The 25,677-nt window shown below is 40.8% G+C and carries 30 protein-coding genes and 2 pseudogenes; 27 read left to right on the forward strand and 5 right to left on the reverse strand.

The window, feature by feature from the left end:
* Window positions 1–116: 116 nt before the first annotated feature.
* The 5 genes from M9949_02770 to M9949_02790 all read right to left on the reverse strand — a co-directional run bounded on the left by M9949_02770 (window position 117) and on the right by M9949_02790 (window position 8,130).
* A complete protein-coding gene (locus M9949_02770) occupies window positions 117–1,295 on the reverse strand; it encodes a TolC family protein (GenBank protein MCO5250328.1) in 1,179 nt (392 codons plus the stop codon).
* On the reverse strand, window positions 1,295–4,399 hold the full coding sequence (locus tag M9949_02775) for an efflux RND transporter permease subunit (GenBank protein ID MCO5250329.1): 3,105 nt from the start codon (window positions 4,397–4,399) through the stop codon (window positions 1,295–1,297). The genes M9949_02770 and M9949_02775 overlap by 1 nt, the downstream gene beginning before the upstream one ends.
* A gap of 13 nt (window positions 4,400–4,412) precedes the next feature.
* Window positions 4,413–5,918 carry an efflux RND transporter periplasmic adaptor subunit gene (locus M9949_02780; GenBank protein ID MCO5250330.1) on the reverse strand — a complete coding sequence of 502 codons (1,506 nt, stop codon included), beginning with the start codon at window positions 5,916–5,918 and terminating at the stop codon, window positions 4,413–4,415.
* 66 nt (window positions 5,919–5,984) lie between these two features.
* Window positions 5,985–6,341, reverse strand: coding sequence for a hypothetical protein (locus tag M9949_02785; protein MCO5250331.1), 357 nt, complete (start codon window positions 6,339–6,341; stop codon window positions 5,985–5,987).
* A gap of 94 nt (window positions 6,342–6,435) precedes the next feature.
* Window positions 6,436–8,130 (reverse strand): RecQ family ATP-dependent DNA helicase, encoded by a 1,695-nt coding sequence (locus M9949_02790; protein ID MCO5250332.1) that lies wholly within the window; start codon window positions 8,128–8,130, stop codon window positions 6,436–6,438.
* A gap of 262 nt (window positions 8,131–8,392) precedes the next feature.
* Here M9949_02790 and fusA (M9949_02795) point away from each other — a divergent pair, with 262 nt between their 5' ends.
* From fusA (M9949_02795) to secY, 27 genes and pseudogenes are all read left to right on the forward strand, one after another.
* Window positions 8,393–10,480 carry an elongation factor G gene (gene fusA / locus M9949_02795; protein MCO5250333.1) on the forward strand — a complete coding sequence of 696 codons (2,088 nt, stop codon included), beginning with the start codon at window positions 8,393–8,395 and terminating at the stop codon, window positions 10,478–10,480.
* Between the two features lie 138 nt (window positions 10,481–10,618).
* On the forward strand, window positions 10,619–11,020 hold the full coding sequence (rpsL, locus tag M9949_02800) for a 30S ribosomal protein S12 (protein ID MCO5250334.1): 402 nt from the start codon (window positions 10,619–10,621) through the stop codon (window positions 11,018–11,020).
* A gap of 24 nt (window positions 11,021–11,044) precedes the next feature.
* Window positions 11,045–11,511, forward strand: a pseudogene (rpsG, locus tag M9949_02805) (30S ribosomal protein S7).
* Between the two features lie 42 nt (window positions 11,512–11,553).
* Window positions 11,554–13,608 carry an elongation factor G gene (fusA, locus tag M9949_02810; protein MCO5250335.1) on the forward strand — a complete coding sequence of 685 codons (2,055 nt, stop codon included), beginning with the start codon at window positions 11,554–11,556 and terminating at the stop codon, window positions 13,606–13,608.
* Between the two features lie 51 nt (window positions 13,609–13,659).
* Window positions 13,660–14,865 (forward strand): elongation factor Tu, encoded by a 1,206-nt coding sequence (gene tuf, locus M9949_02815; protein MCO5250336.1) that lies wholly within the window; start codon window positions 13,660–13,662, stop codon window positions 14,863–14,865.
* Between the two features lie 56 nt (window positions 14,866–14,921).
* Window positions 14,922–15,230, forward strand: coding sequence for a 30S ribosomal protein S10 (rpsJ, locus tag M9949_02820; protein ID MCO5250337.1), 309 nt, complete (start codon window positions 14,922–14,924; stop codon window positions 15,228–15,230).
* Window positions 15,231–15,246: 16 nt separating this feature from the next.
* Window positions 15,247–15,870 carry a 50S ribosomal protein L3 gene (gene rplC, locus M9949_02825; protein ID MCO5250338.1) on the forward strand — a complete coding sequence of 208 codons (624 nt, stop codon included), beginning with the start codon at window positions 15,247–15,249 and terminating at the stop codon, window positions 15,868–15,870.
* 8 nt (window positions 15,871–15,878) lie between these two features.
* Window positions 15,879–16,505 (forward strand): 50S ribosomal protein L4, encoded by a 627-nt coding sequence (gene rplD / locus M9949_02830; GenBank protein MCO5250339.1) that lies wholly within the window; start codon window positions 15,879–15,881, stop codon window positions 16,503–16,505.
* Window positions 16,506–16,520: 15 nt separating this feature from the next.
* Window positions 16,521–16,826 (forward strand): 50S ribosomal protein L23, encoded by a 306-nt coding sequence (gene rplW, locus M9949_02835; protein MCO5250340.1) that lies wholly within the window; start codon window positions 16,521–16,523, stop codon window positions 16,824–16,826.
* Window positions 16,827–16,855: 29 nt separating this feature from the next.
* On the forward strand, window positions 16,856–17,695 hold the full coding sequence (rplB, locus tag M9949_02840) for a 50S ribosomal protein L2 (protein ID MCO5250341.1): 840 nt from the start codon (window positions 16,856–16,858) through the stop codon (window positions 17,693–17,695).
* Between the two features lie 13 nt (window positions 17,696–17,708).
* Window positions 17,709–17,996, forward strand: a complete 288-nt coding sequence (gene rpsS, locus M9949_02845; protein MCO5250342.1) for a 30S ribosomal protein S19 — start codon at window positions 17,709–17,711, stop codon at window positions 17,994–17,996.
* A gap of 15 nt (window positions 17,997–18,011) precedes the next feature.
* Entirely contained in the window at window positions 18,012–18,407 is a 396-nt protein-coding gene (gene rplV, locus M9949_02850; GenBank protein ID MCO5250343.1) for a 50S ribosomal protein L22, read from the forward strand.
* Window positions 18,408–18,418: 11 nt separating this feature from the next.
* Window positions 18,419–19,048: pseudogene (rpsC, locus tag M9949_02855) on the forward strand (30S ribosomal protein S3).
* 27 nt (window positions 19,049–19,075) lie between these two features.
* Window positions 19,076–19,492 (forward strand): 50S ribosomal protein L16, encoded by a 417-nt coding sequence (gene rplP / locus M9949_02860; GenBank protein MCO5250344.1) that lies wholly within the window; start codon window positions 19,076–19,078, stop codon window positions 19,490–19,492.
* Between the two features lies 1 nt (window position 19,493).
* The gene (rpmC, locus tag M9949_02865; protein ID MCO5250345.1) at window positions 19,494–19,706 is read left to right on the forward strand and encodes a 50S ribosomal protein L29; all 213 of its coding nucleotides are present in this window, start codon (window positions 19,494–19,496) and stop codon (window positions 19,704–19,706) included.
* A 10-nt stretch (window positions 19,707–19,716) separates the two neighbouring features.
* Complete coding sequence (gene rpsQ, locus M9949_02870) at window positions 19,717–20,031, forward strand: 30S ribosomal protein S17 (protein ID MCO5250346.1); 315 nt, start codon at window positions 19,717–19,719, stop codon at window positions 20,029–20,031.
* Window positions 20,032–20,044: 13 nt separating this feature from the next.
* Window positions 20,045–20,413, forward strand: a complete 369-nt coding sequence (gene rplN, locus M9949_02875; protein MCO5250347.1) for a 50S ribosomal protein L14 — start codon at window positions 20,045–20,047, stop codon at window positions 20,411–20,413.
* A 19-nt stretch (window positions 20,414–20,432) separates the two neighbouring features.
* Window positions 20,433–20,747: a 50S ribosomal protein L24 gene (gene rplX, locus M9949_02880; GenBank protein MCO5250348.1), complete on the forward strand. Its 315-nt coding sequence runs from the start codon at window positions 20,433–20,435 to the stop codon at window positions 20,745–20,747.
* A gap of 187 nt (window positions 20,748–20,934) precedes the next feature.
* Window positions 20,935–21,435, forward strand: a complete 501-nt coding sequence (gene rplE, locus M9949_02885; protein ID MCO5250349.1) for a 50S ribosomal protein L5 — start codon at window positions 20,935–20,937, stop codon at window positions 21,433–21,435.
* Between the two features lie 22 nt (window positions 21,436–21,457).
* Window positions 21,458–21,727, forward strand: coding sequence for a 30S ribosomal protein S14 (rpsN, locus tag M9949_02890; protein MCO5250350.1), 270 nt, complete (start codon window positions 21,458–21,460; stop codon window positions 21,725–21,727).
* A 21-nt stretch (window positions 21,728–21,748) separates the two neighbouring features.
* Entirely contained in the window at window positions 21,749–22,144 is a 396-nt protein-coding gene (gene rpsH / locus M9949_02895; protein ID MCO5250351.1) for a 30S ribosomal protein S8, read from the forward strand.
* Window positions 22,145–22,167: 23 nt separating this feature from the next.
* Window positions 22,168–22,707, forward strand: coding sequence for a 50S ribosomal protein L6 (rplF, locus tag M9949_02900; protein MCO5250352.1), 540 nt, complete (start codon window positions 22,168–22,170; stop codon window positions 22,705–22,707).
* Window positions 22,708–22,740: 33 nt separating this feature from the next.
* On the forward strand, window positions 22,741–23,112 hold the full coding sequence (rplR, locus tag M9949_02905; protein MCO5250353.1) for a 50S ribosomal protein L18: 372 nt from the start codon (window positions 22,741–22,743) through the stop codon (window positions 23,110–23,112).
* Between the two features lie 17 nt (window positions 23,113–23,129).
* Window positions 23,130–23,633, forward strand: a complete 504-nt coding sequence (rpsE, locus tag M9949_02910; protein ID MCO5250354.1) for a 30S ribosomal protein S5 — start codon at window positions 23,130–23,132, stop codon at window positions 23,631–23,633.
* Window positions 23,634–23,665: 32 nt separating this feature from the next.
* Window positions 23,666–23,851, forward strand: coding sequence for a 50S ribosomal protein L30 (gene rpmD / locus M9949_02915; protein MCO5250355.1), 186 nt, complete (start codon window positions 23,666–23,668; stop codon window positions 23,849–23,851).
* A gap of 18 nt (window positions 23,852–23,869) precedes the next feature.
* Complete coding sequence (gene rplO / locus M9949_02920) at window positions 23,870–24,331, forward strand: 50S ribosomal protein L15 (protein ID MCO5250356.1); 462 nt, start codon at window positions 23,870–23,872, stop codon at window positions 24,329–24,331.
* A complete protein-coding gene (gene secY / locus M9949_02925; GenBank protein MCO5250357.1) occupies window positions 24,324–25,676 on the forward strand; it encodes a preprotein translocase subunit SecY in 1,353 nt (450 codons plus the stop codon). Before rplO ends, secY begins: the two co-directional genes overlap by 8 nt.
* The last annotated feature ends 1 nt before the right edge of the window (window position 25,677 follow it).

The raw sequence follows: 25,677 nt of genomic DNA on the forward strand, positions 1-25,677 counted from the left end.
CTAATTTTTTACAGGATATGAATATAATAAGCTATTTGAAGTTAATTATGAAGACTTCCGAAGTCTAATTCTTCATCATCTTAATCACCAAAATCATACAAATCATAGTTCAGACCTTACTCAAAAAGCTCCAATGTCAGTTCTGCTAAAGCTTTTTCATAGACGCTTTGCAGCCTGATTAACGAGTCTTCGATTTCGTAATAATAGCCTAATTCGAAGTAGTATTCGAGCATCGAAATATTGCCGCTTTCCAAAGATTTCCCCAGCAAGGTCGCATTATTCGATGTGCTGAGGATTTCCGTGTATTCGTTGATGGCATTTCGAGTCGCAATCACTTTGTCAAACAGTCTCTTTTTGTTCAATTTCAGCTCGTTTTGATAGGAATTGATTTTGAGGCTGACCAATTGCAACTCACTTTTTGCCTTGGAAACTTTGTTCACGTTTTCGAAAATGGGGATTGACAGCCCAAAATGGATACCCGAATATCGTGTCCCTTGCTCGTTGTCCTGCCGATAGCCGAGTTCGAAGCCGGGCAGCCATTGGTGATTTGCAAGCTTCACCTTCGATTCCGTCAAATCATTTTCTCGCTGCAATGATTGCAACTCACTGCTCTGGCTGTAGATTTGCTCGTATAATTCATCAAATGTTGGCAGTGATTGCTCATCATTCAAGCGTAATCCCGACAAATCTATTGGATTTCCGCCATTCAGCTCAATAATCCGATTTTGTACAAATTCTATTTCCGAATCGTTGATGCTTTGTGCATTGCGGAGTTTGAGCAATTCCGTGCGTGCTTTGTTGTAATCGGTAATTCCGATGTCACCGGATTCATGCCTTTTTTGGGCGATATCTACCAAATTTTGAGCTATTTGCATGCGTTCACTAAGCCGCGATTGCATTTTATCCAAAAACACGTAGTCAATCAGAGCATCTTTAGCTATTAGTATAATTGATTTGCGATAAGTGTCTATTTCAAATCTCCCCAGCTCTCCCCTTTTTCGAGCAATGTCGCTTTTGATGAAATATGTTGTCGGGAAATCGAATTTTTGCCCAACAATTAGCTCGGTGCGGTTCAAATCAGTATCGGCGCTATTCATCATATAAGTATATGAAATACTCGGATTTGGTGGCAAATTGTTGATTCTATATTCGAAATTAAGCGTGTTTACATATTCCGTATGAGCTTTGATTTGCTTATTATTCGACAAAATTTCGCTTACGACATCATCAATGCGCTGTGCCAAGGCAGAATTTGCAACTACAAACATTGCGATTATAATAAATATATTTTTCATTATCGTGCTCCAAATATTTTTTTATATCCAAATTTCTTGAAAACGGCATAAAATGCGGCAGGAATAACAATTAGGTTAAGAAAAGTTGAACTCAAAAGTCCACCGAGAATGACTTCCGCCATCGGGCTTTGAATCTCGTTGCCGGGTTTGTCTCCCGCAATAACCAATGGAATTAGTGCTAATGCCGCCGATAGTGCAGTCATCAAAATCGGACTAAGTCTATCTTTCGAGCCCATTATTATTGATTCTCTAATCTCATGACCCTCGTTGAGAAGGGTTTTATATCTTGAAACAAGCAAAATCCCGTTTCGAGTTGCGATACCAAATAGTGTAATAAATCCAATAATTGACGGTATAGAAATCGTGCCGGATGTAATCCAAACTGTGGCAATCCCGCCGATTAATGATAAGGGGAGATTGATAAGAATAATCGCCGCTAAAATGAAGCTGCGAAATTCTTGATAAAGTATGAAAAATACTATTATAATTGCAAGTATGGATGCGAAAAACAAAACACGCGAGGCTTGCTCTTCGACTTCAAACTGACCACCATATTCGATATAGTAATTTTCCGGCAATGGGATTTTGTCAATTTCACTTCTGATTTCTTCTATCAAGCTTTTCAAATCCCGCTCGAAAGCATTTGCAGAAATTACAATTCGCCGTTTTACATTTTCGCGGTTTATGCTATTGACGCTTTTGGAGGTAATAACTTCAGCTACATCTGAAAGCAAGACTTTTGTTCCCGAATCAGTGTCAATATAAATTGATTTTATTGCTTCGATATTATTACGATTAGATTCGTCAATTCTGAGCACAATATCAAATGTTCTGTCGCCTTCGATAACTTGCCCCACTTTACTTCCGGCTATGAAATCATCCACAAGTCTATGGAAATTGCTCATTGTGATACCGTATGCTTGTAATTTATCTCTATCGGCTTTAATTAGCAGTTGTGGAACGTTCACTAATTGTTCAACGCTCAAATCCACGATTCCGTCAACGTTTACAATCCGACTACGAATGACATTTGCCAAACGATAGATTCTGTCTAAATCTGTACCATAGAGTTTAATCGCAATCGAAGTCTTCGAACCCGATATTATATGGTCAATTTTGTGGCTAATCGGTTGACCTATATGATAAATTACTCCATTTATTGACGATAGTTTGTTTCTGACATCGAAAAGAAATTCATTCCGAGTACGCTCATCAACCAAAAAAGGCACTTCGATTTCGGAAATGCTTGAGCCGAATGAATGTTCCGATAGCTCTGCACGTCCCGTTTTTCGGGTGACAGAAACAACTTCAGGAATGGTCATGAGTACCTCTTCAGCTTGTCGGGCGATGTCGGTGGATTGTTCGAGCGATGTCCCGGGCAAAGTAGCCAAATTTATTGTCAATGAGCCTTCATTAAACGGAGGCAAGAAATTCCTGCCAAGATAAAAATTGCTAATAAGAGTAATTAGGAACAAAAGTGCCGATACAGCAATAATCACTTTATATTTTGGTAAGATGAATCGTACAATTTTCTCGTAAATTCCTGTAAGAAAACGCACTAAAGCACTTCCATTTATATTTGAAGCGAGCGTCTTCGGATTTGTTAATAAATAGCTACACAATACAGGAGTAATCGTTATCGAAACAACTAATGATGCGAAGAGTGCTACGATGAAAGATATGCCAAGTGGCTGGAGCATTCTCCCTTCCATTCCCGTTAGAAAGAACAGCGGAATGAAAGTAACAATGATAATCATAGTTGCGTTAATAATAGATGCTCGAATTTCCTTCGATGCTTCATAAACAACTTTTAGTGATTTTTGCTTTTCGTGCTCGGGCTTAACAGCATTCTCCTTCAAGCGTTTGAATACGTTTTCGACATCAATAATTGCATCGTCCACAAGTGAGCCGATTGCTATTGCCATCCCTCCCAAACTCATAGTATTTATAGTCAGTCCGAGTAATTGCAAAACAATAACCGAAGTAAACAGCGACAATGGAATTGCGAGCAAAGAAATAAAAGTGGTTCTCATTGACAAGAGGAAAATGAATAATATTACTACTACAAAAATCCCGCCTTCGATAAGTGCTCTGGTAACATTGGATATTGAAATATTTATAAAATCAGCCTGATTGAAAACTTCGGTATGGAATTGAACATTTCCCGGCAATACTGCTTTGATTTCATCGAGTGTCTGAATCACTTTTTCGGTTAATTCAATAGTATTTCCCTTGGGTTGCTTTGTCAAAGTAAATACTACAGCCTCTTTTGTGTTATACGAAGCATCGTTAATTTTTTGGAGGGCATCTATTTTGACTTCTGCAACATCAGAAATTTTGACAGGCAATCCATTAACGCTTTTTATGAGAATATTTCCCAATTCATTAATATCATTGGTTCTGCCTATTCCACGAATTACATATTCATTGCCGTATTGGCTGAAAAAACTGCCTGCTGAGTTAATATTCATCTCTTTGCAAGCATTTTGCAATTCGTTCATACTCACATCGTAGAATCTCATTTTTTCGGGGTCTGCTGCAATCAAATAATGCTTCGAATCACCACCCATAACAGTTACATACGCAACGCCACCAAGCGACAACAATCTTGGACGTACTTGCCAATCGGCATATGTCTTCAAATCCATTGCCGATAAGCTGTCTGAGGTCATAGCGAAAATCATAATTTCGCCCAGAAGGGATGTTTGCGGTGCAAGAACCGGAGTACTAACTCCCGGCGGAAGTGAGTTCAATAGAGTTGACAGCCTTTCGTTGACGGTTTGCCGCGCACGAAAAATATCTGTGCCCCAATCAAATTCAATCCAAACAATCGAAAAGCCCAGAGTTGAGTTTGAGCGAACGCGTCTGACTTCGGGGGCGCCATTCATTGCCGATTCGATAAGAAATGTTACGCTGCGTTCTACTTCTTCCGGCGCCATTCCGTGTGCATCAGTCATGATGACAACAGTCGGTGCATTCAAATCAGGGAATATATCAATTTCCATGTCACGGCTGATGAATGCCCCGACAGAAATAATAATGAAGCCCAGAACAAGCACGAAAATTCGGTTTTCGAGCGAAAATTTGAGAATTTGGTTTACCATTATTGTTGCTCCCTTAGTGTGTATGCCCGTGAGCAGGCATTTCTGATGTTTTGGAAGCTAAAACTAATCTGTAAGTGCCATTCACGACAATACGCTCCATTTCACCCAATCCGGATGTTATCAAGTAGCTTTTGCCATCGTATCCACCGACCTGAACTTCGCGTCTTTCATATAATTCGCCCGATTTTTGGACAAATATATAGAAATATCCCAAATCTTCCCAAACTGCTGCATGTGGTACTGTCAGGGATTTATCTGCTTTGCCGCCGTACAAATACACTTCTACAGGCATTCCGGGCAAATAATTAAACTTATTATTGACTTCAAAATATACCGTAATAAAGTTCAAATTGCCCGTTTTTGACGGACTGACTGAAAGCAGTTTGCCATTTAATTCTGAAAGTGGGACTTTGTACTCGCCAAATTCAATCAAAGCGTCTGTGATTGGTTGCAATTTCAGATAATCTTTTTGCAAAATCTCGACTTCGATAATCATTCTGTCAACGTTAATAATTTTTGCCAAATTCTGACCCGCACTTACATGATTTCCGTTTGAAACGTAAAGTTCTTTAATCATCCCCGAAGTAGGAGAACTGACCAAAGTGCCGGATTTTGGAGTATAATTTGAATAGCTCTGAAACTTTGCTTCGGCTATTTCAAATTCGGATTTGATTCTTGCGTATTCTTTGTCGGAAACGATTTTATCCGCGAGCAACTTTTTGGCTCTATCGAATTCCTCTTTGGATTTGTCGAATTGCGACTTTGCTTGATAGTACCGCACATCAGTGTTGTCATCTTCCAGTCCCGATGGTGCAATCATGAACAATCCCTGATTTGCAGAAATCTGTTTGCCGGAAGTAATGGATTCGCCTAAAAGCCTGACAATCCCACCCACTCTTGCGGTAATGACTGTTTCTTTTTCAGTTTTTGTTGCAAATTTACCGATTGCTTTTTTGGAATTTCTGAACTCAGTGAAAGCAACTACATCCGTCACTACTCCAAGGCTCCAGGCGTCTTCTTTAGTAAAACCTATATAACCCTCGTCAGCCACCTCGAGAGCGTGCTCGGCTTCATGTGGGTCAGAGAATATTTGAACATCATCCATTCTGAGAGTGTCGCGAGTGTCATCTGTTCCGATTATGAATTCGAGCGAAATCATACCCGGATTTGCAAATTTTACAGAGAGAGTATAAATGCCCTTTCTATCGACTTTGGCGAAAGATACTCTATGGCTTTCGATTCCGCTGATATTGAACAATAAAGGGACATCCGTTACTGCTTCGCAAGAAGGTAATGTGTTGAAATGAAGGATAAATTCTGTTTCATCACCGGCGATGGGATTGCCAACTTCGGCATATAATTCGAAATGATTGCCAAAAAGCGAAAATTTGTGTGCTACATCGGCATGTTCGTGCCCGTGTTCATCGCCATGGTCGTGTCCATTTTCATGGTCGTGGTCATGCTTGTTGCATGAAACTATAAAAACTGCCAAAAGCAAAATAACTAATTTATTATACATAGGAATTTCCTGATTAAAGTTAATAATTCAAAATTTAAAAAAGGCGATTTTGAGTAAAGGTTATAATCAGGCTATTGGAGGAGCACGGTCAGATATGTTTGAAATTCTGTCATTGTCGGATAAGGCATAAATCAAAGCTAAGTATGCAAGGAGCTTTATTTTATAGTCAATTTCAAAATTTTTATAAACTATCGGCAAATTTATATCAAATGTGTATTCATTAATGATATTCACATTAGACAAAGCTCTGAACTGTGTATTATGGGTTTGGCTGATATGTTCGTGGTCGAAAAGCCCAAAATGAAAATGGCAATGATGGTCAGTTTCATCAATATTATGGTTTTGATTTACACATATAGCACCCGACTCATGCAAATGGTCATGCGGAATCAAATCGTGTGCAAAATTGAGTGCATACGACAAGAAAATCAGTGTTATATGTATTTGTGTAAATAAAAGCATATGTGATTATTTGTATTTCCAAATACGAATATAGTATGAAAATGTTATATTTCCCTCACCCACACGAGGAGCAGTTGCCACATTTTTCGGCGACGTCTTGGTCGGCAAAGTAGGAGAGTATATAGTGGCGTTTGCAGCGGAGCGTTTCGGCGTATAGTTGCATTGCTTTTAGCTTTTCGGAAGCGTGTATGCGGCGTCTTTCGAGATGCTTTACTTCCACGTCGAAATTGTCGTTTTTCAGCAGAGTTTTGTCTAAATAGTAGCGTGTTTCGGCATGTGTCCCCCTGAAATCAATTATTCCTGCAAATTGGAATGCCGAAATCGCTTTCCCGAGTATTGCAGGGTTAATGTAATGCCGATTTGTTAGTTGGGCTATGCTTAGTTCACAAAATGTGGTGAAAGCTTCCGAGCCCACCGAACGCAATATGGCATCAAGTACTTCTCGCCGTTCATCGGTGGTGGTTTCGTAGTATTCGCGGATTTGCTCGCGGCTACGGGTGAAGCGGATTTGTGATTCTCCAAAGCTGTTGCCGGGTTTGATGATTTCGAGCCGTGTCAAAAAGCCGATTATTGCGTTGACGATTGTTAGTGGCATCCCCGAATAATTTGCAATGTCGGCTGCTTCGGGTATGATGTTGAATCCCGAACGGTTGTCGGAGATTTTTTCGTTGTATAATTCAACTTTTGACACAAATTTGCTTATTTCTCGTTTCGGCGGATAAGTGGATTGGATGAAAAAGTCTTGCAATTTCAAATCTTCGGGGTGGTAAATTAATGTGCATTCAGCATCTAAGCCGTCTCTTCCGGCACGCCCGGCTTCTTGGTAGTAGGCTTCGACTGTTTGGGGCAAATCTACATGGACTACGTGGCGGACGTCTGCCTTGTCTATTCCCATTCCAAAGGCATTTGTGGCTACGATTACCTTCGTTTGACCGCTGATGAAGCGCTCCTGAACTGATTCGCGTTGGACAGATTTCATACCGCCGTGATAGAACTCTGCCGGAACGTTGAGCTTTTGCAATCCTGTGCTGAATTCGATAGTTCTGTTGCGTGAGCCTGCATAAACTATCATCGAACCTAAATTCATCGAACGATAGATATTTACAAGTTTGCTTAATTTATCCTTAGAATGAATGCAGTTGTAGCGTAAGTTGTTACGGTCGAACCCGCGAATATAAACGTCGGGCGATTGGAGCTTGAGTTGTTTGATGATGTCTTGCCGAACATCAGGAGTTGCCGTTGCCGTCAGAGCAATGATTGGGACTCGTTCTATGAGGGTAAATATATTGTTTACTTTCAAATATGCCGGACGGAAATCGTGTCCCCATTCGGATATACAGTGGGCTTCGTCCACGGCGATAAATGAGAGATTAATATCTTGGAGTAATTCGATAAATTGCCGTGATGCAAGGCGTTCAGGAGCGACATAAATGATTTTATAACCGCCTTGTCGAGCATGAATGAAAATTTCCTGAATTTCGTCTTGATTTTGCGAACTATTTATAAAAGCCGCAGGGATTTCTCGCATTATTAATTGGTCAACTTGGTCTTTCATCAGAGCGATTAGAGGCGAAATTACAATTGCAGTGCCGGGCATTATGATAGCCGGAAGCTGGTAACAGAGCGATTTGCCGCCTCCTGTGGGCATGACGGCAAGTGTATCTTTGCATTTCAGCACAGATTGGATAATTTCCTTCTGCCCTTTCCTAAATTCTTTTAGTCCGAAGCGTGTTTTTAGTATTTTTTCCAATGTCTTATGGATTTCTTTATGATTTTAATTCTCAAATATAGCTAAAAAGCTATGATTGAAGAATTTTGCATTAGGTATAAGTTGGTATTTTTTCCCACAAGTTTTCAAGATATACGCATCAATCAAGGTTTTCAATAGTTCTCAATTCAAATTGATTTTATATTAACCTAAAATATTTTGTAAATTAACAAAATAGTGTTATTTTTGCTATTCTATACAGTTTAGAAATTACAAAAATTAACAAATATATTGGTATCACGTTATGGATATGTCAAAATTAAGAAACATCGGTATTGCCGCACACATTGATTCGGGCAAGACGACTCTTAGTGAAAGAATTTTGTTTTATACAGGCAAAATCCATCAAATAATCGAAGTAAGAAGCAAGACCGGAGCGGGTCCTACAATGGATTCGATGGACTTGGAACGCGAAAAGGGTATTACTATCCAATCAGCGGCTACTTTTGCAACCTGGAAAGATTTCAACATTAATTTGATTGATACTCCCGGGCACATTGACTTTACCGTAGAGGTAGAGCGTGCTTTGAGAGTTTTAGATGGTGCTGTATTGGTGCTTTGTGCTGTTGCCGGTGTTCAGTCCCAATCTATCACGGTGGACCGCCAAATGCGTCGTTACAACGTACCCCGTATCGCTTTTATCAACAAAGTTGACCGCGCCGGGGCAAACCCCGACCGCGTATTCGACCAACTTCGCGATAAATTGCATCTTCATCCGGTTATGATTACGATGCCAATCGGTATTGAAGACCGTTTCGAGGGTGTTGTTGATTTGCTCAAAATGAAAGCACTTTATTACGAAGGTGACCAAGGTGACGCAGTTATTGAGAGAGAAATTCCCGAGCATTTGGTAGAAGAAGCGAAATTGCGTCGCAACACAATGGTCGAAATTTTGGCAGACCACGACGACAATATTGCCGAAAAATTCCTTATGGAAGAAGAAGTGCCGGTCAAAGAGTTGATGGAATCTATTCGCAGGCAAACTATTGCTTTGCACATCACTCCGGTTTTTGTAGGTACTGCAAAAATGAACAAGGGCATCCAAACATTGCTTGATGCTGTTTGTGCTTATCTTCCTGCTCCTCACGAAATAGCAAATTATGCTTTAGATAGAGATAATAATGAAGAAAAAGTTGACCTTTTGTCCGAGCCTAATAAGCCTGCTGTAGCATTGGCATTCAAGCTCGAAGACGGTCGTTACGGACAGTTGACTTATATGAGATTGTATCAAGGAACTCTTAAAAAAGGCGATACAATTATCAATACTGCAAACGGTAAAAGAGTTAAGATTCCTCGCCTCGTCAGAATGCATGCTAATGAGATGAATGATATCGAAGAAGTAGCAGCAGGAGACATCTTCGCAATGTTTGGCGTAGATTGCTCATCGGGCGATACATTCACAGACGGCAACGTAAATTATTCGATGACTTCGATGTTTGTTGCCAGCCCTGTTATCGAGCTTTCGGTAAAACCAAAGGAAAAAACCGGACAAGTGAATTTCTCGAAAGCGATGAACAGATTCCAAAAGGAAGACCCGACATTCAAAGTGGCTCGTGACGAAGAAAGTGGCGAGACAATTATCAAGGGAATGGGCGAACTTCATCTCGAAATTTATATCGAACGCATCAGACGTGAATATAATTGCGAAGTATTAGTCGGTCAACCAAAAGTAGCTTATAGAGAGGCTATTTCGAGACCTATAGACTTCGATTACACTCATAAGAAACAAACAGGTGGCTCCGGGCAATATGCACGCGTAGCGGGCAAAATTGAGCCTTTGACGCTCGATTCACCCGAACCGTACGAATTTGTCAATTCTATAGTCGGCGGTTCGATACCAAAAGAGTACATTCCGGCTTGTGATAAAGGATTTCACGAACAAATGTCTGATGGTCTGTTGATTAATCAGCCGATTGTCGGAGTGAAAGTTACTTTGAACGACGGTGCTTATCATGCGGTTGACTCTTCGGATATGGCATTCAAGATTGCTTCAAAACAGGCTATGAAAGAAGCTATTGCTAAATGCGGACCTGTAATACTCGAGCCTTTCATGAAATTGGAAACATCATCACCTGAAGAATTCCAAGGCGTGATAATCGGTCAAATAAACCAACGTCGCGGAATAATTCACTCATCAAAAGTCGAAGCCGGATATGTTGTTGTCGAAGCTGAAGTACCTTTGAAAGAAATGTTTGGATATTCGAGTGATTTGCGTTCGGCTACTCAAGGCAAAGGTGAATTTACAATGGAATTCCTCAAATACGTGACTGTGCCTAAGGGGATTCAGGAAGAAATCATAAAAGATTACAAAGAAAAAGAAGCCGCTAAGTAATTTAAATCATCAGAAATGATGCCAAAAAAAAATATTTTCAAAAATGTTGAAAAATATTTTGGTAGTAAAAAAAAAATAGTTATTTTTGTAAGCTCTATTACGATAGAGATGAAAAATTTATAAAAATCGGAGTTTATTGTGCCAACAATTTCGCAGTTAGTTAGGAAAGGAAGAAAGAAAGTAACTTACAAAAGTAAGTCTGCGGCATTGAATTCGTGCCCGCAAAGAAGAGGCGTTTGTACAAGAGTATATACAACTACTCCTAAGAAACCAAACTCTGCTTTGAGAAAAGTTGCACGTGTAAGATTGACATCAGGATTTGAAGTTACGGCATATATTCCCGGAGAGGGCCACAATTTGCAAGAACACTCAATTGTATATGTTCGTGGCGGTAGAGTAAAAGACCTTCCCGGTGTTCGTTATCATATCGTGAGAGGCACTGCCGATACTCAAGGTGTTGATGGACGTAAACAAGGCAGATCGAAATACGGGACTAAGAAACCTAAGCCCGGTCAACCAACAGTAGCTAAAAAGAAATAAAAAAATAATTGAGATAATTTAGAAATGAGAAAAAGAAGAGCAGAGAAGAAAGCGTTAATACCGGACCCAAGATACAATGATAAAATTGTAACTCGGTTTGTGAATAACATTATGTTGGACGGCAAAAAGAATGTCGCTCGCCAAGTAATTTACGAAGCGTTTGATATTATTCGCGAGAAAACTAGCGAAGACCCTTTGGAAGTCTTCAAAAAAGCTCTTACAAATGTAGCACCTATGGTCGAAGTACGTTCGCGTAGAGTCGGCGGTGCGACTTATCAAGTGCCTGTTGATGTCCGTGAAGAAAGAAGATTGGCTTTAGCTATCAGATGGCTGAAGACTTATTCAAAATCCAGAAGAGACAAATCAATGTCACAAAAATTAGCTGCAGAATTTATAGCAGCTTCGAAAGGCGAAGGCTCCAGCGTTAAAAACGCGAAGATACGCACAGAATGGCTGAAGCCAACAAGGCTTTTGCGCATTTCAAATGGTAACTGAATCTAATGTTCTTTGGCAATTGGTAACTGATTGAAGCGATGCCGCGGCAGACTGACATATCAAAATTTAGAAATATCGGTATAATGGCTCACATTGATGCCGGTAAGACTACAACCACTGAAAGAATTCTATTCTATTCCGGTTATCTGCACAAATTAGGTGCAGTTGACGACGGTACAGCGTTCATGGATTACATGGACCAGGAAAAAGAACGTGGGATTACGATAATGTCGGCAGCAACTACATGTTTGTGGAAAGAATATTGTATTAATATAATTGATACTCCCGGACATGTTGATTTTACCGCGGAAGTGCAAAGGTCGCTCAGGGTTCTTGATGGAGCAATAGCTCTATTCTGTGGAGTAGGTGGTGTTCAGCCACAATCGGAAACAGTTTGGCGTCAGGCAGATGAATACGCAGTCCCAAGACTGGCATTTGTCAATAAAATGGACAGAGTCGGTGCTGATTTTGCAAAAGTTTTGCAAATGATGCGTGACCAACTTGGTGCTTTTCCTGTAGCAATACAAATTCCGATGGGTGCAGAAGATAAGTTTGAAGGTGTGATTGACCTAATTAAAATGAAATCCTACTTTTTCGATGTCGAATCATTAGGTTTGGATTTTTTAGAAAAAGAAATACCGGCAAAATATCTACCCGAAGCTGAAAAATACAGAAGTTCAATGATTGAATTTTTGGCTGATTTTGACGATAGTATTCTCGAAAGCTTTTTTGCAGGCGAGGAAATTGACGAAAGCAGTATTAAATCCGCTCTCCGCAAAAGCACTCTTGAGCTTTTAGCCGTACCTGTTTTATGCGGGTCATCTCTCAAAAATATTGGAGTACAATTATTGATAGATTCCGTGATAGATTATCTGCCATCACCTTTAGATGTGAAATACACCGAAGGCTTTGATGTGGGAAATCATGAAAAAAGGCTAAAACGACAACCCAATGACGATGAGCCGTTTTCGGCATTAGCGTTTAAGATTCTAAGTGATTCGTATATAGGAAAATTATCCTTTATAAGAATTTACTCAGGTTCCGTTAAGGTTGGTCAATCAGTACAGAATACTTCTTCCGATAAAAAGGAGAAGATATTAAGGATAATGAAAGTCTATGCAAACAAGCGTGACGAAATTGACGAAGCCTTCGCAGGCGACATCATAGCCGTCCCAAGTTTGAAATTCACTCGCACCGGCGACACGCTCTGCGATATCAAACATCCTATTCTATACGAAAAAATCAACTTCAGCGAACCCGTCATTAATCAAGCGGTGGAAGCTAAAACACTTGCTGACCAAGAAAAACTCTTAGAAACGCTCGAAAAACTCAGTGATGAAGACCCAACTTTTCGTTATCGTTACGATAACGATAGTGGTCAAATTATCATCTCAGGCGTTGGCGAATTGCACCTCGAAATTATGGTGGACAGAATCCAACGTGAGTTTAAAGTGCTTGCAAGAGTGGGCAAACCACAGGTCTCGTACCGCGAAAGTATTAGCTCAAACGCAACAGAATCATCATTGTTCGAACGCCAAATGGGCGGCAAAAACCAATACGGTCATGCCGTTGTAAGCGTCGAACCTGCAAAAACATCTCAAGGCATAATCTTCGAAAATCACATACCCAAGGGTAAACTTCCCGAAAACTTTGTATCGGCTCTCGAGCAAGGCGTTCGTGAAGGTTTGAATGTGGGACCGCAAGGCTATCCCATGATTGATGTAATCGTTAAATTGATTGATTCGGAATACAAAATTGATGTAACGAGTGAAATAGGATGTAAAATTGCTGCTTCGATGGCAGCTAATGAAGCTTGTAGAAAGGCAAATCCGGTATTGATGGAACCTATATTTAGGGTAGAAGTAACTTCGCCTGAAGAATATGTTGGCGACATCATAGCAGATTTGAGCCAAAGACACGGAAGAATAGATGGAATCGAACATAACAAAAAATTGCAGGTAGTAAAGGGTTTAGCACCTCTTTCGCAAATGTTCGGCTACGTAACAAAGCTAAGGTCTATAAGCCAAGGCAGAGCGAGTTACTCAATGATATTTTCGCATTATGAACAATCAGTTACGAAACAGACTTTTTAACAGAAATATAACTTTTTTTATTTAATTTATCAAATTAGGAGCGATTTAGAAATGGCAAAAGAAAAATTTGATCGCAGTAAACCCCACGTCAACGTAGGAACAATTGGTCACGTTGACCACGGTAAGACTACATTAACAGCAGCCATCACAATGGCGTTGTCGAAACAACAAGGTGGCGAAAAGAGAACATTTGATTCGATAGATAACGCACCGGAAGAAAAAGCACGCGGGATCACTATTGCTACAGCCCACGTAGAGTACCAAACAGAAGCAAGACACTATGCTCACGTTGATTGTCCCGGACACGCCGATTATATCAAGAATATGATTACAGGTGCTGCTCAAATGGACGGTGCGATATTAGTATGTGCCGCAACAGATGGACCTATGCCACAAACACGCGAACATATCCTCTTGGCTCGCCAAGTAGGTGTACCTCGTATCGTTGTGTTTATGAACAAAGTGGATATTGCTGACCCTGAATTGTTGGAACTTGTCGAAATGGAATTACGTGAATTATTGACAAGCTACAATTTCCCGGGTGACGAAATTCCTATAATCCCCGGCTCCGCATTACATGCTTTGGATGCCGGCGCTGAAGATGCTCCACTTGATGACCCAAGATTTGATTGTATTTGGGCATTGATGAAAGCCGTTGATGAATATATCCCAACTCCATTACGTGAAACCGAAAAACCATTCTTGATGCCCGTCGAAGACGTGTTCTCAATTACAGGTCGTGGTACAGTAGGAACAGGACGTATCGAACGCGGTATCGTAAAAGTAAACGAAGAAGTTGAAATCGTAGGTTTCGGTTTGCAAAAGAAAACAACTTGTACCGGCGTAGAAATGTTCCGTAAGTTGTTGGATGAAGGTCGTGCAGGCGATAACGTAGGTTTGTTGCTTCGCGGTGTTGACAAAAATGAACTCGAACGTGGAATGGTAATCGTAAAACCCGGTTCAATCAAACCACACCATAAATTTAATGCACAGGTTTACGTTTTGAAGAAAGAAGAAGGCGGACGTCACACTCCATTCTTCTCGGGTTACCGCCCGCAATTCTACTTCAGAACAACAGACGTAACAGGCTCACTAACTATGCCCGCAGGCGTAGAAATGGTTATGCCCGGTGACAACTTAGACAGCATCGAAATCGAATTGATTACTCCCGTAGGTATGGAAGAGGGATTGAGATTCGCTATTCGCGAAGGTGGTCGTACAGTAGGCGCCGGTGTCGTAACAAAAATTTTAGAATAATATTGAATCAAGCCGGATCAAGCTGGTTGAAATAAATAATTGTCAAGGATATAAACGTGGCAACACAAAGAATTAGAATTAAGCTAAAGTCTTACGACCATAACTTAATCGACAAATCATCAGAACGTATAGTTCGTACGGTTAAGCAAACGGGAGCAGTGGTCTCCGGACCTATCCCATTGCCGACAAGAAGAAGCGTTTACACGGTAAATCGTTCTCCTCATGTTGACAAGAAATCACGTGAGCAATTTGAGACCAGGGTCCATAAAAGATTGATTGATATTTTCAGCTCGACCCAGAAGACAATTGACGCCTTGATGCGTCTTGAGCTTCCCGCAGGTGTAGATGTTGAAGTAAAAGTGTAAAGTAGAAGGAGCAGAAATGAAATCGGCAATCTTAGGAAAGAAAATAGGGATGACCAGCGTTTTTACGGAAAACGGTACTCAAGTACCGGTTACCGTAATCGAAGCCGGACCCTGCACGGTAGTTAATCTGCGTACGATAGATCGTGATGGCTACAAAGCTGTACAAATTGGTTATGGCGAAGTTCGTGAGAACAAACTAAATAAACCAAAAAAGGGATATTTCGCGAAACAAGGCGTTGACCCTGTCAAAATGTTAAAAGAATTTCGTGACCCTCAAAATACTTACGAAGTTGGGCAAGAATTAACTGTCGGACAATTTGAAATTGGAGATAAGGTTAATGTCGTTGCTACAAGTAAGGGACGCGGATTCCAAGGCGTAATGAAACGTCACCACTTTGGTGGTGTCGGTATGGGAACGCACGGTCAAAGCGACAGACAACGTCACCCGGGCTCTATCGGCTCATCGTCCTATCCTTCTCGCGTATTTAAAGGTATGCGGATGGCTGGAAGAATGGGTGGCAAAAGAATTTCGATAAGAAATATCCAGGTCTTTGATATTCTGCCGGAAAGAAACATTATCTTGTTGAAAGGCAGTATTCCCGGACCAAACAATTCAGTAATTCAAATAGTTAAGTTATAAGGCTGAAAATGACAGTAGATGTATATAATAAAGACGGTCAAATAAGCAGTCAAATCGAACTGAGCGACGATATCTTCGGGATTACTCCCAACGAGAACGCCATGCACCAAGCAGTTGTTGCTTACTTGGCAAATCGCAGACAGGGTACTCGTAAGACTAAAATTAGAAGCGAAGTTTCGGGCGGCGGTAAAAAACCATGGAGACAAAAAGGACGCGGTACAGCTCGTGCCGGTTCGACTAGGTCACCAATATGGGTCGGAGGCGGTACCATTCATGGTCCTAAACCTCATGACTATAAATACAAAATGCCCAAGCAACTCGCAAGATTGGCTCGTAAGTCAGCTTTTGCAGCAAGATTGTCGGAAGATAACTTGATTGTAGTCGAGGACTTCACTTTCGAGCAAATTAAAACAAAGAATATGGCACAAGTGCTGAAAAATTTGAAAGTTGATACAGATAAATCTTTGGTACTAATGACCGACACAGACAACAATGTTTATATGTCGGCACGTAATATCCCCAATCTGACAGTTCAGCCTGTGGATAAGATATCAACTTACGATATTTTAAATCATAAGAAGATATTGCTCTTCAAAGGTGCACTTAGTAATATCGAAAAGACTTTCAATAATTAAAGGTCCATAAGAGAAATGATACAGTTAATAAAAAAACCTTTGATAACCGAAAAAGCCATGAATTTGGCAAGCCAAAGACAATACGTCTTTGAGGTTCATCCAAGTGCTAATAAGATTCAGATTCGGAAAGCACTCGAGGAAATGTTTGAAGTAAATATAATTTCAATCAGAACTACAAACATCAAAGGTAAAAACAAAACGAAAATGACGCGTCGCGGGATGATGCGTGGCAAGACTTCGCTGAAGAAGAAAGCTTATATTACGCTCGCAGTAGGACAAGAGATTGAACTCGTATCAGGTGTCGGTTCAGACACTGAATAATTTTTGAAAAAAATCAAGAGATTTAAGAAATGGCAATCAGAGTACTAAAACCAATAACGCCCGGAACGAGATTTTACTCGGTAAGTGCTTTCAATGAAATCACCACCGATAAAGCCCATAAAGCGTTGACCGAGCCTTTGAAAAAATCAGGCGGTAGAAATAATACCGGCAAGATTACTTCGAGGCACCGTGGCGGCGGGCATAAAAGAAGATATAGAATAATTGACTTCAAAAGGGACAAACGCGGTATCAAAGCAGAAGTTAAAACGATCGAATACGATCCGAATCGTAACGCTCGAATAGCTTTAGTCGAATATACCGATGGCGATATAAGATATATTATCGCTCCCGATAAAATAAAAGTCGGACATATTATAGAAGCAGGTCCGGACGTAGAGTATAAAGACGGTAACGCTTTACCACTCAGCAGAATTCCGGTCGGATTGTTCATACACAATATTGAACTCAAACCCGGTAAGGGTGCCCAAATTGCAAGAAGTGCAGGCACGTCTTCGCAACTTGTGTCCAACGATGGAAAATATGCTCAAGTTAAAATGCCATCGGGCGAAATTAGAATGATTCTAAATACATGCTATGCCACGCTCGGAACGGTATCAAACGCAGAGTTCGAAAACATACTTTGGGGTAAAGCCGGCAGATTACGCTGGAAAGGTGTTCGCCCTCAAACTCGCGGTATGGCGATGAACCCCGTTGACCACCCAATGGGCGGCGGCGAAGGTGCATCAAAATCAGGCGGTGGTCGTCAACATCCACGCTCGCCTTGGGGCAAGTATGCCAAAGGTGGGAAAACTCGTAGTAAGCGTAATGCTTCCGATAAGTTCATAGTTCGTTCAAGAAAATCAAAATAGTCAAGGATAAGTAATGTCACGTTCACTTAAAAAGGGTATTTTCATAAGCTACAAGCTGGTAGAAAAGGTTGATGCTTTGAATGCTCAAAACAAAAAACAAGTAATAAAAACTTGGTCGAGAGCCTCGACTATCACACCGGAGTTTGTGGGACATACTGTAGCTGTGCATAACGGCAAGAATTTCATCCCGGTGTACGTTACAGAAAATATGGTAGGTCATAAATTCGGCGAATTTTCTCCTACTCGAATTTACAGAGGCCATGCGGGCCACAGAAAAGAACAACGTTCTGCAAAGAAATAATAAAGGACCTGAAAAATGCAAGCCAGAGCTTTGAAAAGATATATACCGTCATCGCCGTTAAAGATGAAAATCGTGATTGACCAAATTCGCGGCAAAAATGCAGCTGAAGCGCTTATTATACTTCGGTTTACTCCGAAACATGCCGCTAAAGTTGCTGAGCAAACACTCAGGTCGGCTATATCTAACTTAAATGTTAAAGCCGAATTAGCCGAAACGACGATTAATGACGATGAGGTCTTTGTAAAAGAAGTTTATGTAAACCAAGGACCAAGCATGAGACGAGTACTTCCCGCACCAATGGGACGTGCTTACAGAATCAAAAAGCGCTCTAATCACTTGACAATCGTGGTTGCTGTACCCGAAGTCGTCGATGATTTAGATGCTTTGTCTGATAACAAAGATACAAACTAAGGAGTTATAAATTGGGACAGAAGACAAATCCGATAGGTCTAAGATTAGGTATAATCCGAGGTTGGGATGCCAATTGGTTCGACGAACGAAATATTGCCGAAAAATTGTCGGAAGACATCAAAGTTCGCAGCTATATTCGTAATCGTAAGAAAAAAGCGGGCATTTCGCGAATCTTAGTCGAAAGGACTGCAAAACAGTTGAGAATAACTATCAATACCTCACGCCCCGGTGTTATCATAGGTCGCTCAGGAAAGGATATTACTCAATTAGAAGAAGAATTGAAAAAATTGACAGGCAAAGATGTCAAAATCTTAATCAGCGAAATTAAACGCCCGGAATTAGATGCTTTGCTTGTAGCCGAAAACATAGCCCAACAATTGGAAGGCAGAATATCATTCCGTCGTGCGATGAAACAATCAGTTTCTTCGACAATGAGAATGGGAGCACAAGGAATCAGAATCATGTGTGCCGGAAGATTGGGCGGAGCAGAAATGGCTCGTACTGAGCAATACAAAGAAGGCAGAATACCCCTTCATACTTTAAGAGCCGATATTGATTACGGCACAGCTGAAGCACTAACAATCTATGGTATCATTGGTATCAAAGTTTGGATTTGCAAAGGCGAAATAATCGGAAAACAACAGTCAGATAAATAGACGGATAAAATCATGCTTTCACCAAAGAGAGTTAAAAGACGTAAGACGTTTCGCGGCAGAATGAAAGGTAAAGCTTTCAGGGGTTCGACAGTAACATTCGGTTCATTCGGTCTCAAAGCGATGGAGCCACATTGGCTAACCAATCGCCAGATTGAATCAGCTCGTATTGCTATCAATCGTTACCTTAAACGCGACGGTAAAGTTTGGATAAGAATATTTCCCGACAAACCCTACACGAAAAAACCGGCGGAAACACGTATGGGTAAGGGTAAAGGTAGCCCTGAAGGTTGGGTAGCAGTAGTTCGCCCGGGCAGAATATTGTTCGAAGTGGACGGTGTAACCCGCGAAGCCGCCGAAGAAGCTATGAGATTGGCTTCACATAAATTGCCTATAAAAACAAAATTTGTAACACGTATAGATTTGGCTTGATATGAAACAACGTAAAGCCGCTGATTTGAAAGAATTAACGCCTGAGGAACTTTTGATGCTCCTCGATGAGTCGCGAGAAACGCTTTCTAAGCAAACTTTTCAGCACGCTCTGAAACAACTTCACGATACTTCGTATCTGAAAGTGCTTCGTAGAGATGTTGCAAGGATAAACACTATTTTAAATGAACGTAATAGAGCGAATCAAGATGGATAATAACGAAGAAATGTTGACAGCTACAAGCGGCAACGAAGTAATTGCCCAAACTGCTCCAAGCGGTGACGCCGAGTATAAAACTCATAAGAGAATACTGCTGGGCAAAGTTAGCTCGAACAAAGCCGACAAAACTATCATCGTTAGTGTAGTTCGCCAAATCATACATCCGCTTTATAAAAAGTATTATAAACGGACAAATAGATTTATGGCTCACGACCCCGAGAACACTTGCAAACCGGGCGATATAGTGAAAATTAAGGAGTGCCGTCCCTTGAGCGCCAAGAAAAGATGGACTCTAATTGAAATTGTTGAACGCGCTAAATAATCAGGAGTGAAAAATGGTACAAGAAGAAACTAATCTGATAGTTGCTGATAACTCTGGAGCAAAAAAAATTAGAGTAATCCGCGTCTTAGGAGGTCATGGCAAACGCTATGCTTCACTCGGCGATGTGATTGTAGCGGCTGTAAAATCGGCTATCCCCAATGGGGCTGTCAAAAAAGGACAAGTAGTCAAAGCAGTTATCGTTCGTACAGCTAAGGAAGTCGGCAGACGCGACGGTTCGTATATCAGATTTGATGATAATGCGGCTGTAATTCTTAACGATAAAGGCGAACCACGTGGTACTCGTATCTTCGGACCGGTAGCACGTGAACTACGCGAAAGAAATTATATGAAAATTGTGTCTTTAGCTCCTGAAGTAATCTAAGAAAGGTGACCAAATGAAGATAAAAATTAAGAAAAATGATACTGTAATGGTAATTACGGGCGACGACAAAGGCAAATCAGGCAGAGTTCTTGATGTGAATGCTAAGAAAAAGACTGTCCTTATAGAAGGCATCAACATTCATATCAAACATCAACGTCCTAACCAACGCAACCAACAAGGTGGCAGGACAAGCATGGAATTCCCTGTTCATTACTCTAATGTAATGCTGCTCGATTCTGACAAAAATCCTACTCGCGTAGGGTTTGCCAGAGAAACTAAAGGCAATAGAACCGAAGTTGTTCGTATCGCCAAAACAAACGGTAAAGCTATTTAAGAAATAATTGAGAATGTGAATTAAAATGGCAGTAAACAAGAAAGCACAACCGGCGCAAACCGGAAAAGCCGCCGCAAAAAAAGGCGACTTCACGCCCGAAGGCAAACGGCTCGAAGATGTTCCGGCGGGTAAGCCTCCGGTACCGAGATTATTCGAATTTTATAAAGATTCGGTAATACCTGTATTGATGAAAAGATTTGAATTCAAATCCATCATGCAAGTTCCAAGACTCGAAAAGATTTGCCTCAACATCGGAGTTGGCGATGCAACTCAAGATTTGAAGTTGTTGCAAAATGCTATCAATGAGCTTGAATTGATTGCAGGTCAACGTCCTGTAGTCCGAAAAGCCAAAAAGGCGATTTCGAACTTCAAACTTCGTCAAGGTATGCCTATCGGATGTATGGTAACACTACGTGGACCAAGAATGTATGAATTTCTTGACAGATTCATCAATATCGCCTCACCACGTATCCGCGACTTTAGAGGGTTCCCCGACAAAAGTTTCGATGGACGAGGTAATTATACATTGGGTATCAAAGAACAAATTATATTCCCTGAAATTGATGTAGATAAAGTAAATCGCATCACGGGTTTTGATGTAACTTTCGTAATACGCTCGGCATCGGACGAAGAATCGCACGCTTTGCTAAGTGAATTCGGTTTCCCATTCAAAAAGAAACAAAATTAATAATATTTAAGTAATAATATCTATGGCAAAAAATTCGGTTATAGCAAGAAATCGCAAAAGACAAAGATTGGTAGAAAAATACCAAGCTAAACGCGATGAACTTAAAGCCGCAGGAGATTGGGAAGGCTTACAAAAACTTCCGCGAAACAGTGCACCGACAAGAGTAGTAAGTCGTTGTACAGTCACCGGACGAGGCAGAGCTGTCTATCGTAAATATGGGCTTTGCAGAAATGTATTTAGACAAATGGCACTCGAAGGGAAACTCCCAGGTGTGCGTAAGGCAAGTTGGTAAAATTTATTCAGGTTAGTTAATATGCCGGTTACAGATCAAATATCAGACTTTTTAACAAGAGTCAGAAACGCAGGGCAAGCAGGGCACAAATATGTAGATGCGCCATGTTCAAAGATGAAACTTGCCATTGCCGAAATCTTGAAAGACCAAGGTTTCATTGCAGACTTCGAAAAAATTGAAGAAGGTCCGCAAGGATTAGTGCGTGTTCAGCTTAGATACTATAAGAGAAAGCACGTTATCAAAAAAGTTGTCCGCATTTCAAAACCCGGAAGGCGAGTTTACGCCCCGGTAGAGAAATTGCCCCGTGTTTACAACGGCTTAGGTATAGCTATTGTATCTACATCCAAAGGTGTTATGACCGGGAAACAAGCCCGAAAATTTAATGTCGGTGGCGAAATTCTTTGTACAGTTTGGTAATTTTTTTAAATTAGGAGTATATTGTGTCGAGGATTGGAAAAATGCCCATACCCGTACCTGCAAAGGTAAAGCTCACTATTGATGATCAACTCATCAGAGCCAAGGGTCCATTGGGCGAATTAGAGTTTAAAGTGCCCGATGTTATCAAGTTCAGTCTTGAAGGCGACGTCTTGACGTTCGACAGAGGGAGCAACGAAAAACATGTCCGAGCTTTGCACGGTTTATCACGTGCCTTGACTGCCAATATAATCGAAGGTGTTTCTAACGGATTCACAAAAACATTGATTATAGAAGGTGTCGGCTTCAGAGCCGAGTTGAAAGGCGATAGATTGCTGTTGACATTAGGTTTTTCGCATACGATATTAGTAATTCCCCCACCGGAAATTACTTTCGAGTTGGCAAGCCCTACAAATTTGAAAATTAAGGGCATAGACAAACAATTAGTCGGGATGATAGCCGCAAAAATTAGAAAAATGCGCCCACCCGAACCATACAAAGGCAAAGGCGTTCGTTACGAAGGTGAGTTTATACGCCGTAAAGCAGGTAAAACTTCGGCTAAGTAATTGAAAATCTTAATCAATTAGCAAGAGAAAAATATGAAAATAATAAAATTAAGAGCACAACGCAAAGAAAGACGCAAAAAACACGTGCGTAAAAGTATCTTCGGTACTCCTGACAGACTGAGATTGACCGTCTATAGAAGTTTATCGAATATCTATGCCCAAGTGATTAACGACGTTGATGGCGTTACGCTGGTATCGGCATCCTCGATTGACAAGGATATTAAGGCGAAAATTACTCCGGAAATGACTAAAGTCCAATTGAGCGAATTAGTCGGAAGTGAAGTAGCCAAAAGAGCTTTAGCATCTCAAATAACAAAAGTAGCATTCGATAGAAACGGCTATATTTATCACGGTAGAATCAAGGCACTTGCTGACGCCGCGAGAAAAGCCGGTTTGGAATTTTAATCAGAAAGGAGCGATAAGTGGCAAACTTCAAATTATCAGATCTTGATTTAAGCGATAAATTAGTATATGTAGGTAGAACCGCTAAGGTTGTAAAAGGTGGCAGACGTTTCAATTTCTCTGCATTGGTCGTCGTAGGTGATGGCAAAGGGCACGTAGGTTTCGGACTTGGCAAAGCCAGTGAAGTTGTTGATGCTGTTACTAAAGCTACAGAAGCGGCTAAAAAAAGCGTCGTAAAGGTTAGATTGTCCAAAAACACTATTCCGCATGAAGTTATCGGTAAGTACGGTGCTGCGAAAGTATTAATCAAGCCCGCATCAGCAGGTACAGGTGTGATTGCCGCAGGTGGTATTCGTGCTATCTTAGAACTTGCAGGCGTCCAAGACGTACTAACAAAAAGTATGGGTTCTTCTAATCCTCACAATACTGTCAAAGCGGCATTGCGTGCATTAGAATCTCTCGAAGATGCAAATTCAGTTGCGGCTCGCCGTAATATTTCTGTCGAAAAAGTAATTCATGGTTGATTTTTATATAACCATAATTGAAAGGTAAAATAATGAGTAAATTGAAAGTAACCCAAGTAAAAAGTGTAATAAAGAGAATGTCTAAGCAGAAAAAAACTATAGAAGCTTTAGGCTTGGGACGTCCGAATTATTCCAACACACTTCCCGACAATCCGCAAACTCGCGGTATGATTGAGGTTGTGAAGCATTTAGTAACAATTGAAGAAGTTTCAGACTAATAAATTAATGGCATTAAAATGAAACATATAGGAAATCTAAAATACGCCGATGGCGCTAAACACAAATCGAAGAGAATCGGCAGAGGTGTCGGATCGGGTCACGGCGGTACTGCAACTAAAGGGCACAAAGGGCAGAAATCTCGCTCCGGTGCTACTATACGTATCGGATTCGAAGGCGGTCAAATGCCACTCAACAGAAGACTACCGAAATTCGGGTTCTTCAACAGATTCAGAGTCGAGTACCAAATCGTCAACCTTGATACACTTCAACGTTTGGTTGATGAAAACAAATTCGAATCTAACAAAGTTGATTTCGATACTTTGATTAATCTCGGCGTCATATCCAAAAAGCGGGTTCCACTCAAAATTTTGGGTAACGGCGAATTGACTGCAGCTTTGGAAGTTACCGCACACGGATTTTCGCGTACGGCTAAAGAAAAAATCGAGTCAGTCGGGGGAAAGGTAACGGTAAATGAGTAAATTCATACAATCAATTCAGAACATCTTTAAAATCGAAGAGTTAAGAGATAGAATTCTCTTTACTCTTGGGATTTTAGTTGTGGTGAGAATAGGTGCTCACATCACGCTTCCGGGCGTTGATGTTGTAGCCCTAAAGATGTCTATCGCAAATTCGGATGCTAATACTTTATTCGGATTGTTTGACCTCTTTGTTGGCGGTGCATTTTCTAATGCCGCAATATTTGCTTTAGGGATTATGCCCTACATCACTTCATCGATTATATTCCAATTGGCTGGTGTAGTTATTCCCGAAATCCAAAAAATTCAGAAAGAAGGTGAAGACGGTAGAAGAAAAATTACACAATACACTCGTATTTTGACTGTATTTATTGCATTGTTGCAAGGCTGGGGGATAGCAGTAAAACTCTCCTACCAACAAGCCGGGGCGGGATTGCCCGTCGTGCCTGATGCCGGAACTTTGTTCTTTATCTCTACTATGGTGCTTTTATCCGGTGGTACAATATTCATGATGTGGCTCGGCGAGCAAATTACCGAACGTGGTATTGGTAATGGTATATCTTTAATAATCATGATTGGTATTATCGCACAATTGCCTGCAGCTTTGATGAATGAATGGAGTTTGATTTGGGCAGGGTCGCGTTTGTGGCCAGTTGAATTGGTTGTCATTGCTCTATTGCTTGGTATTATTGCATCTATCGTATTGATGACCCAAGGGGCTCGGCGAATACCGGTGCAATATGCTAAAAGGCAAATCGGGAAAAAAGTATTCGGAGGTACTACTCAGTATATTCCTCTGAGAATTAATACTGCCGGTGTAATGCCTATCATCTTTGCTCAATCATTGATGTTCATTCCGAATACTATTGCAAGCTTTTTCCCGGAAAGTTCATTCTTCTTGACAGTTTCAAGATTGTTCGACTTCCAATCATATTTCTATGCAGCAGTATTCTTCACAATGATTGTATTCTTTACATATTTCTACACGGCGATTATTTTCAATCCGAAAGATATTGCCGATAACATGAAAAAACAAGGTGGCTTTATTCCGGGTATCAGACCGGGGAATAATACATCAGAATATATTGAAACGGTGCTTACTCGAATTACATTACCCGGGTCGCTCTTTTTGGGATTGGTTGCTATTATTCCGACATTTGTGTCCAATTTCTTCAACGTCAACCCCTTATTCGCATCGTTTTTCGGAGGCACGAGCTTGTTGATTATCGTAGGTGTCGCTTTAGATACCTTACAACAAATCGAATCTCATTTGCTTATGCGTCATTATGACGGGTTTATGAAGAGCGGAAAAATCAGAGGTAGAGCCGGCAGTGTTGGCGGATTCTAAT

Origin of the sequence: Candidatus Kapaibacterium sp., from assembly GCA_023957315.1 — a bacterium.
Taxonomy (GTDB): domain Bacteria; phylum Bacteroidota; class Ignavibacteria; order Kapaibacteriales; family UBA2268; genus PGYU01.

Excerpts from the sequence above, each read along its gene's own strand:
- fusA (MCO5250335.1), top strand. The coding sequence starts at position 11,554 with ATGCCGCGGCAGACTGACATATCAAAATTTAGAAATATCGGTATAATG.
- rpmC (MCO5250345.1), top strand. The coding sequence starts at position 19,494 with ATGAAACAACGTAAAGCCGCTGATTTGAAAGAATTAACGCCTGAGGAA.
- rpsN (MCO5250350.1), top strand. The coding sequence starts at position 21,458 with ATGGCAAAAAATTCGGTTATAGCAAGAAATCGCAAAAGACAAAGATTG.
- rplC (MCO5250338.1), top strand. The coding sequence starts at position 15,247 with ATGAAATCGGCAATCTTAGGAAAGAAAATAGGGATGACCAGCGTTTTT.
- rpsQ (MCO5250346.1), top strand. The coding sequence starts at position 19,717 with ATGTTGACAGCTACAAGCGGCAACGAAGTAATTGCCCAAACTGCTCCA.
- rpmD (MCO5250355.1), top strand. The coding sequence starts at position 23,666 with ATGAGTAAATTGAAAGTAACCCAAGTAAAAAGTGTAATAAAGAGAATG.
- rplE (MCO5250349.1), top strand. The coding sequence starts at position 20,935 with ATGAAAAGATTTGAATTCAAATCCATCATGCAAGTTCCAAGACTCGAA.
- M9949_02770 (MCO5250328.1), bottom strand. The coding sequence starts at position 1,295 with ATGAAAAATATATTTATTATAATCGCAATGTTTGTAGTTGCAAATTCT.
- rplB (MCO5250341.1), top strand. The coding sequence starts at position 16,856 with ATGGCAATCAGAGTACTAAAACCAATAACGCCCGGAACGAGATTTTAC.
- rplW (MCO5250340.1), top strand. The coding sequence starts at position 16,521 with ATGATACAGTTAATAAAAAAACCTTTGATAACCGAAAAAGCCATGAAT.
- M9949_02775 (MCO5250329.1), bottom strand. The coding sequence starts at position 4,399 with ATGGTAAACCAAATTCTCAAATTTTCGCTCGAAAACCGAATTTTCGTG.
- M9949_02780 (MCO5250330.1), bottom strand. The coding sequence starts at position 5,918 with ATGTATAATAAATTAGTTATTTTGCTTTTGGCAGTTTTTATAGTTTCA.
- fusA (MCO5250333.1), top strand. The coding sequence starts at position 8,393 with ATGGATATGTCAAAATTAAGAAACATCGGTATTGCCGCACACATTGAT.
- rplO (MCO5250356.1), top strand. The coding sequence starts at position 23,870 with ATGAAACATATAGGAAATCTAAAATACGCCGATGGCGCTAAACACAAA.
- tuf (MCO5250336.1), top strand. The coding sequence starts at position 13,660 with ATGGCAAAAGAAAAATTTGATCGCAGTAAACCCCACGTCAACGTAGGA.
- rplD (MCO5250339.1), top strand. The coding sequence starts at position 15,879 with ATGACAGTAGATGTATATAATAAAGACGGTCAAATAAGCAGTCAAATC.
- rplN (MCO5250347.1), top strand. The coding sequence starts at position 20,045 with ATGGTACAAGAAGAAACTAATCTGATAGTTGCTGATAACTCTGGAGCA.
- secY (MCO5250357.1), top strand. The coding sequence starts at position 24,324 with ATGAGTAAATTCATACAATCAATTCAGAACATCTTTAAAATCGAAGAG.
- rpsS (MCO5250342.1), top strand. The coding sequence starts at position 17,709 with ATGTCACGTTCACTTAAAAAGGGTATTTTCATAAGCTACAAGCTGGTA.
- rplR (MCO5250353.1), top strand. The coding sequence starts at position 22,741 with ATGAAAATAATAAAATTAAGAGCACAACGCAAAGAAAGACGCAAAAAA.
- rpsH (MCO5250351.1), top strand. The coding sequence starts at position 21,749 with ATGCCGGTTACAGATCAAATATCAGACTTTTTAACAAGAGTCAGAAAC.
- rplP (MCO5250344.1), top strand. The coding sequence starts at position 19,076 with ATGCTTTCACCAAAGAGAGTTAAAAGACGTAAGACGTTTCGCGGCAGA.
- rplV (MCO5250343.1), top strand. The coding sequence starts at position 18,012 with ATGCAAGCCAGAGCTTTGAAAAGATATATACCGTCATCGCCGTTAAAG.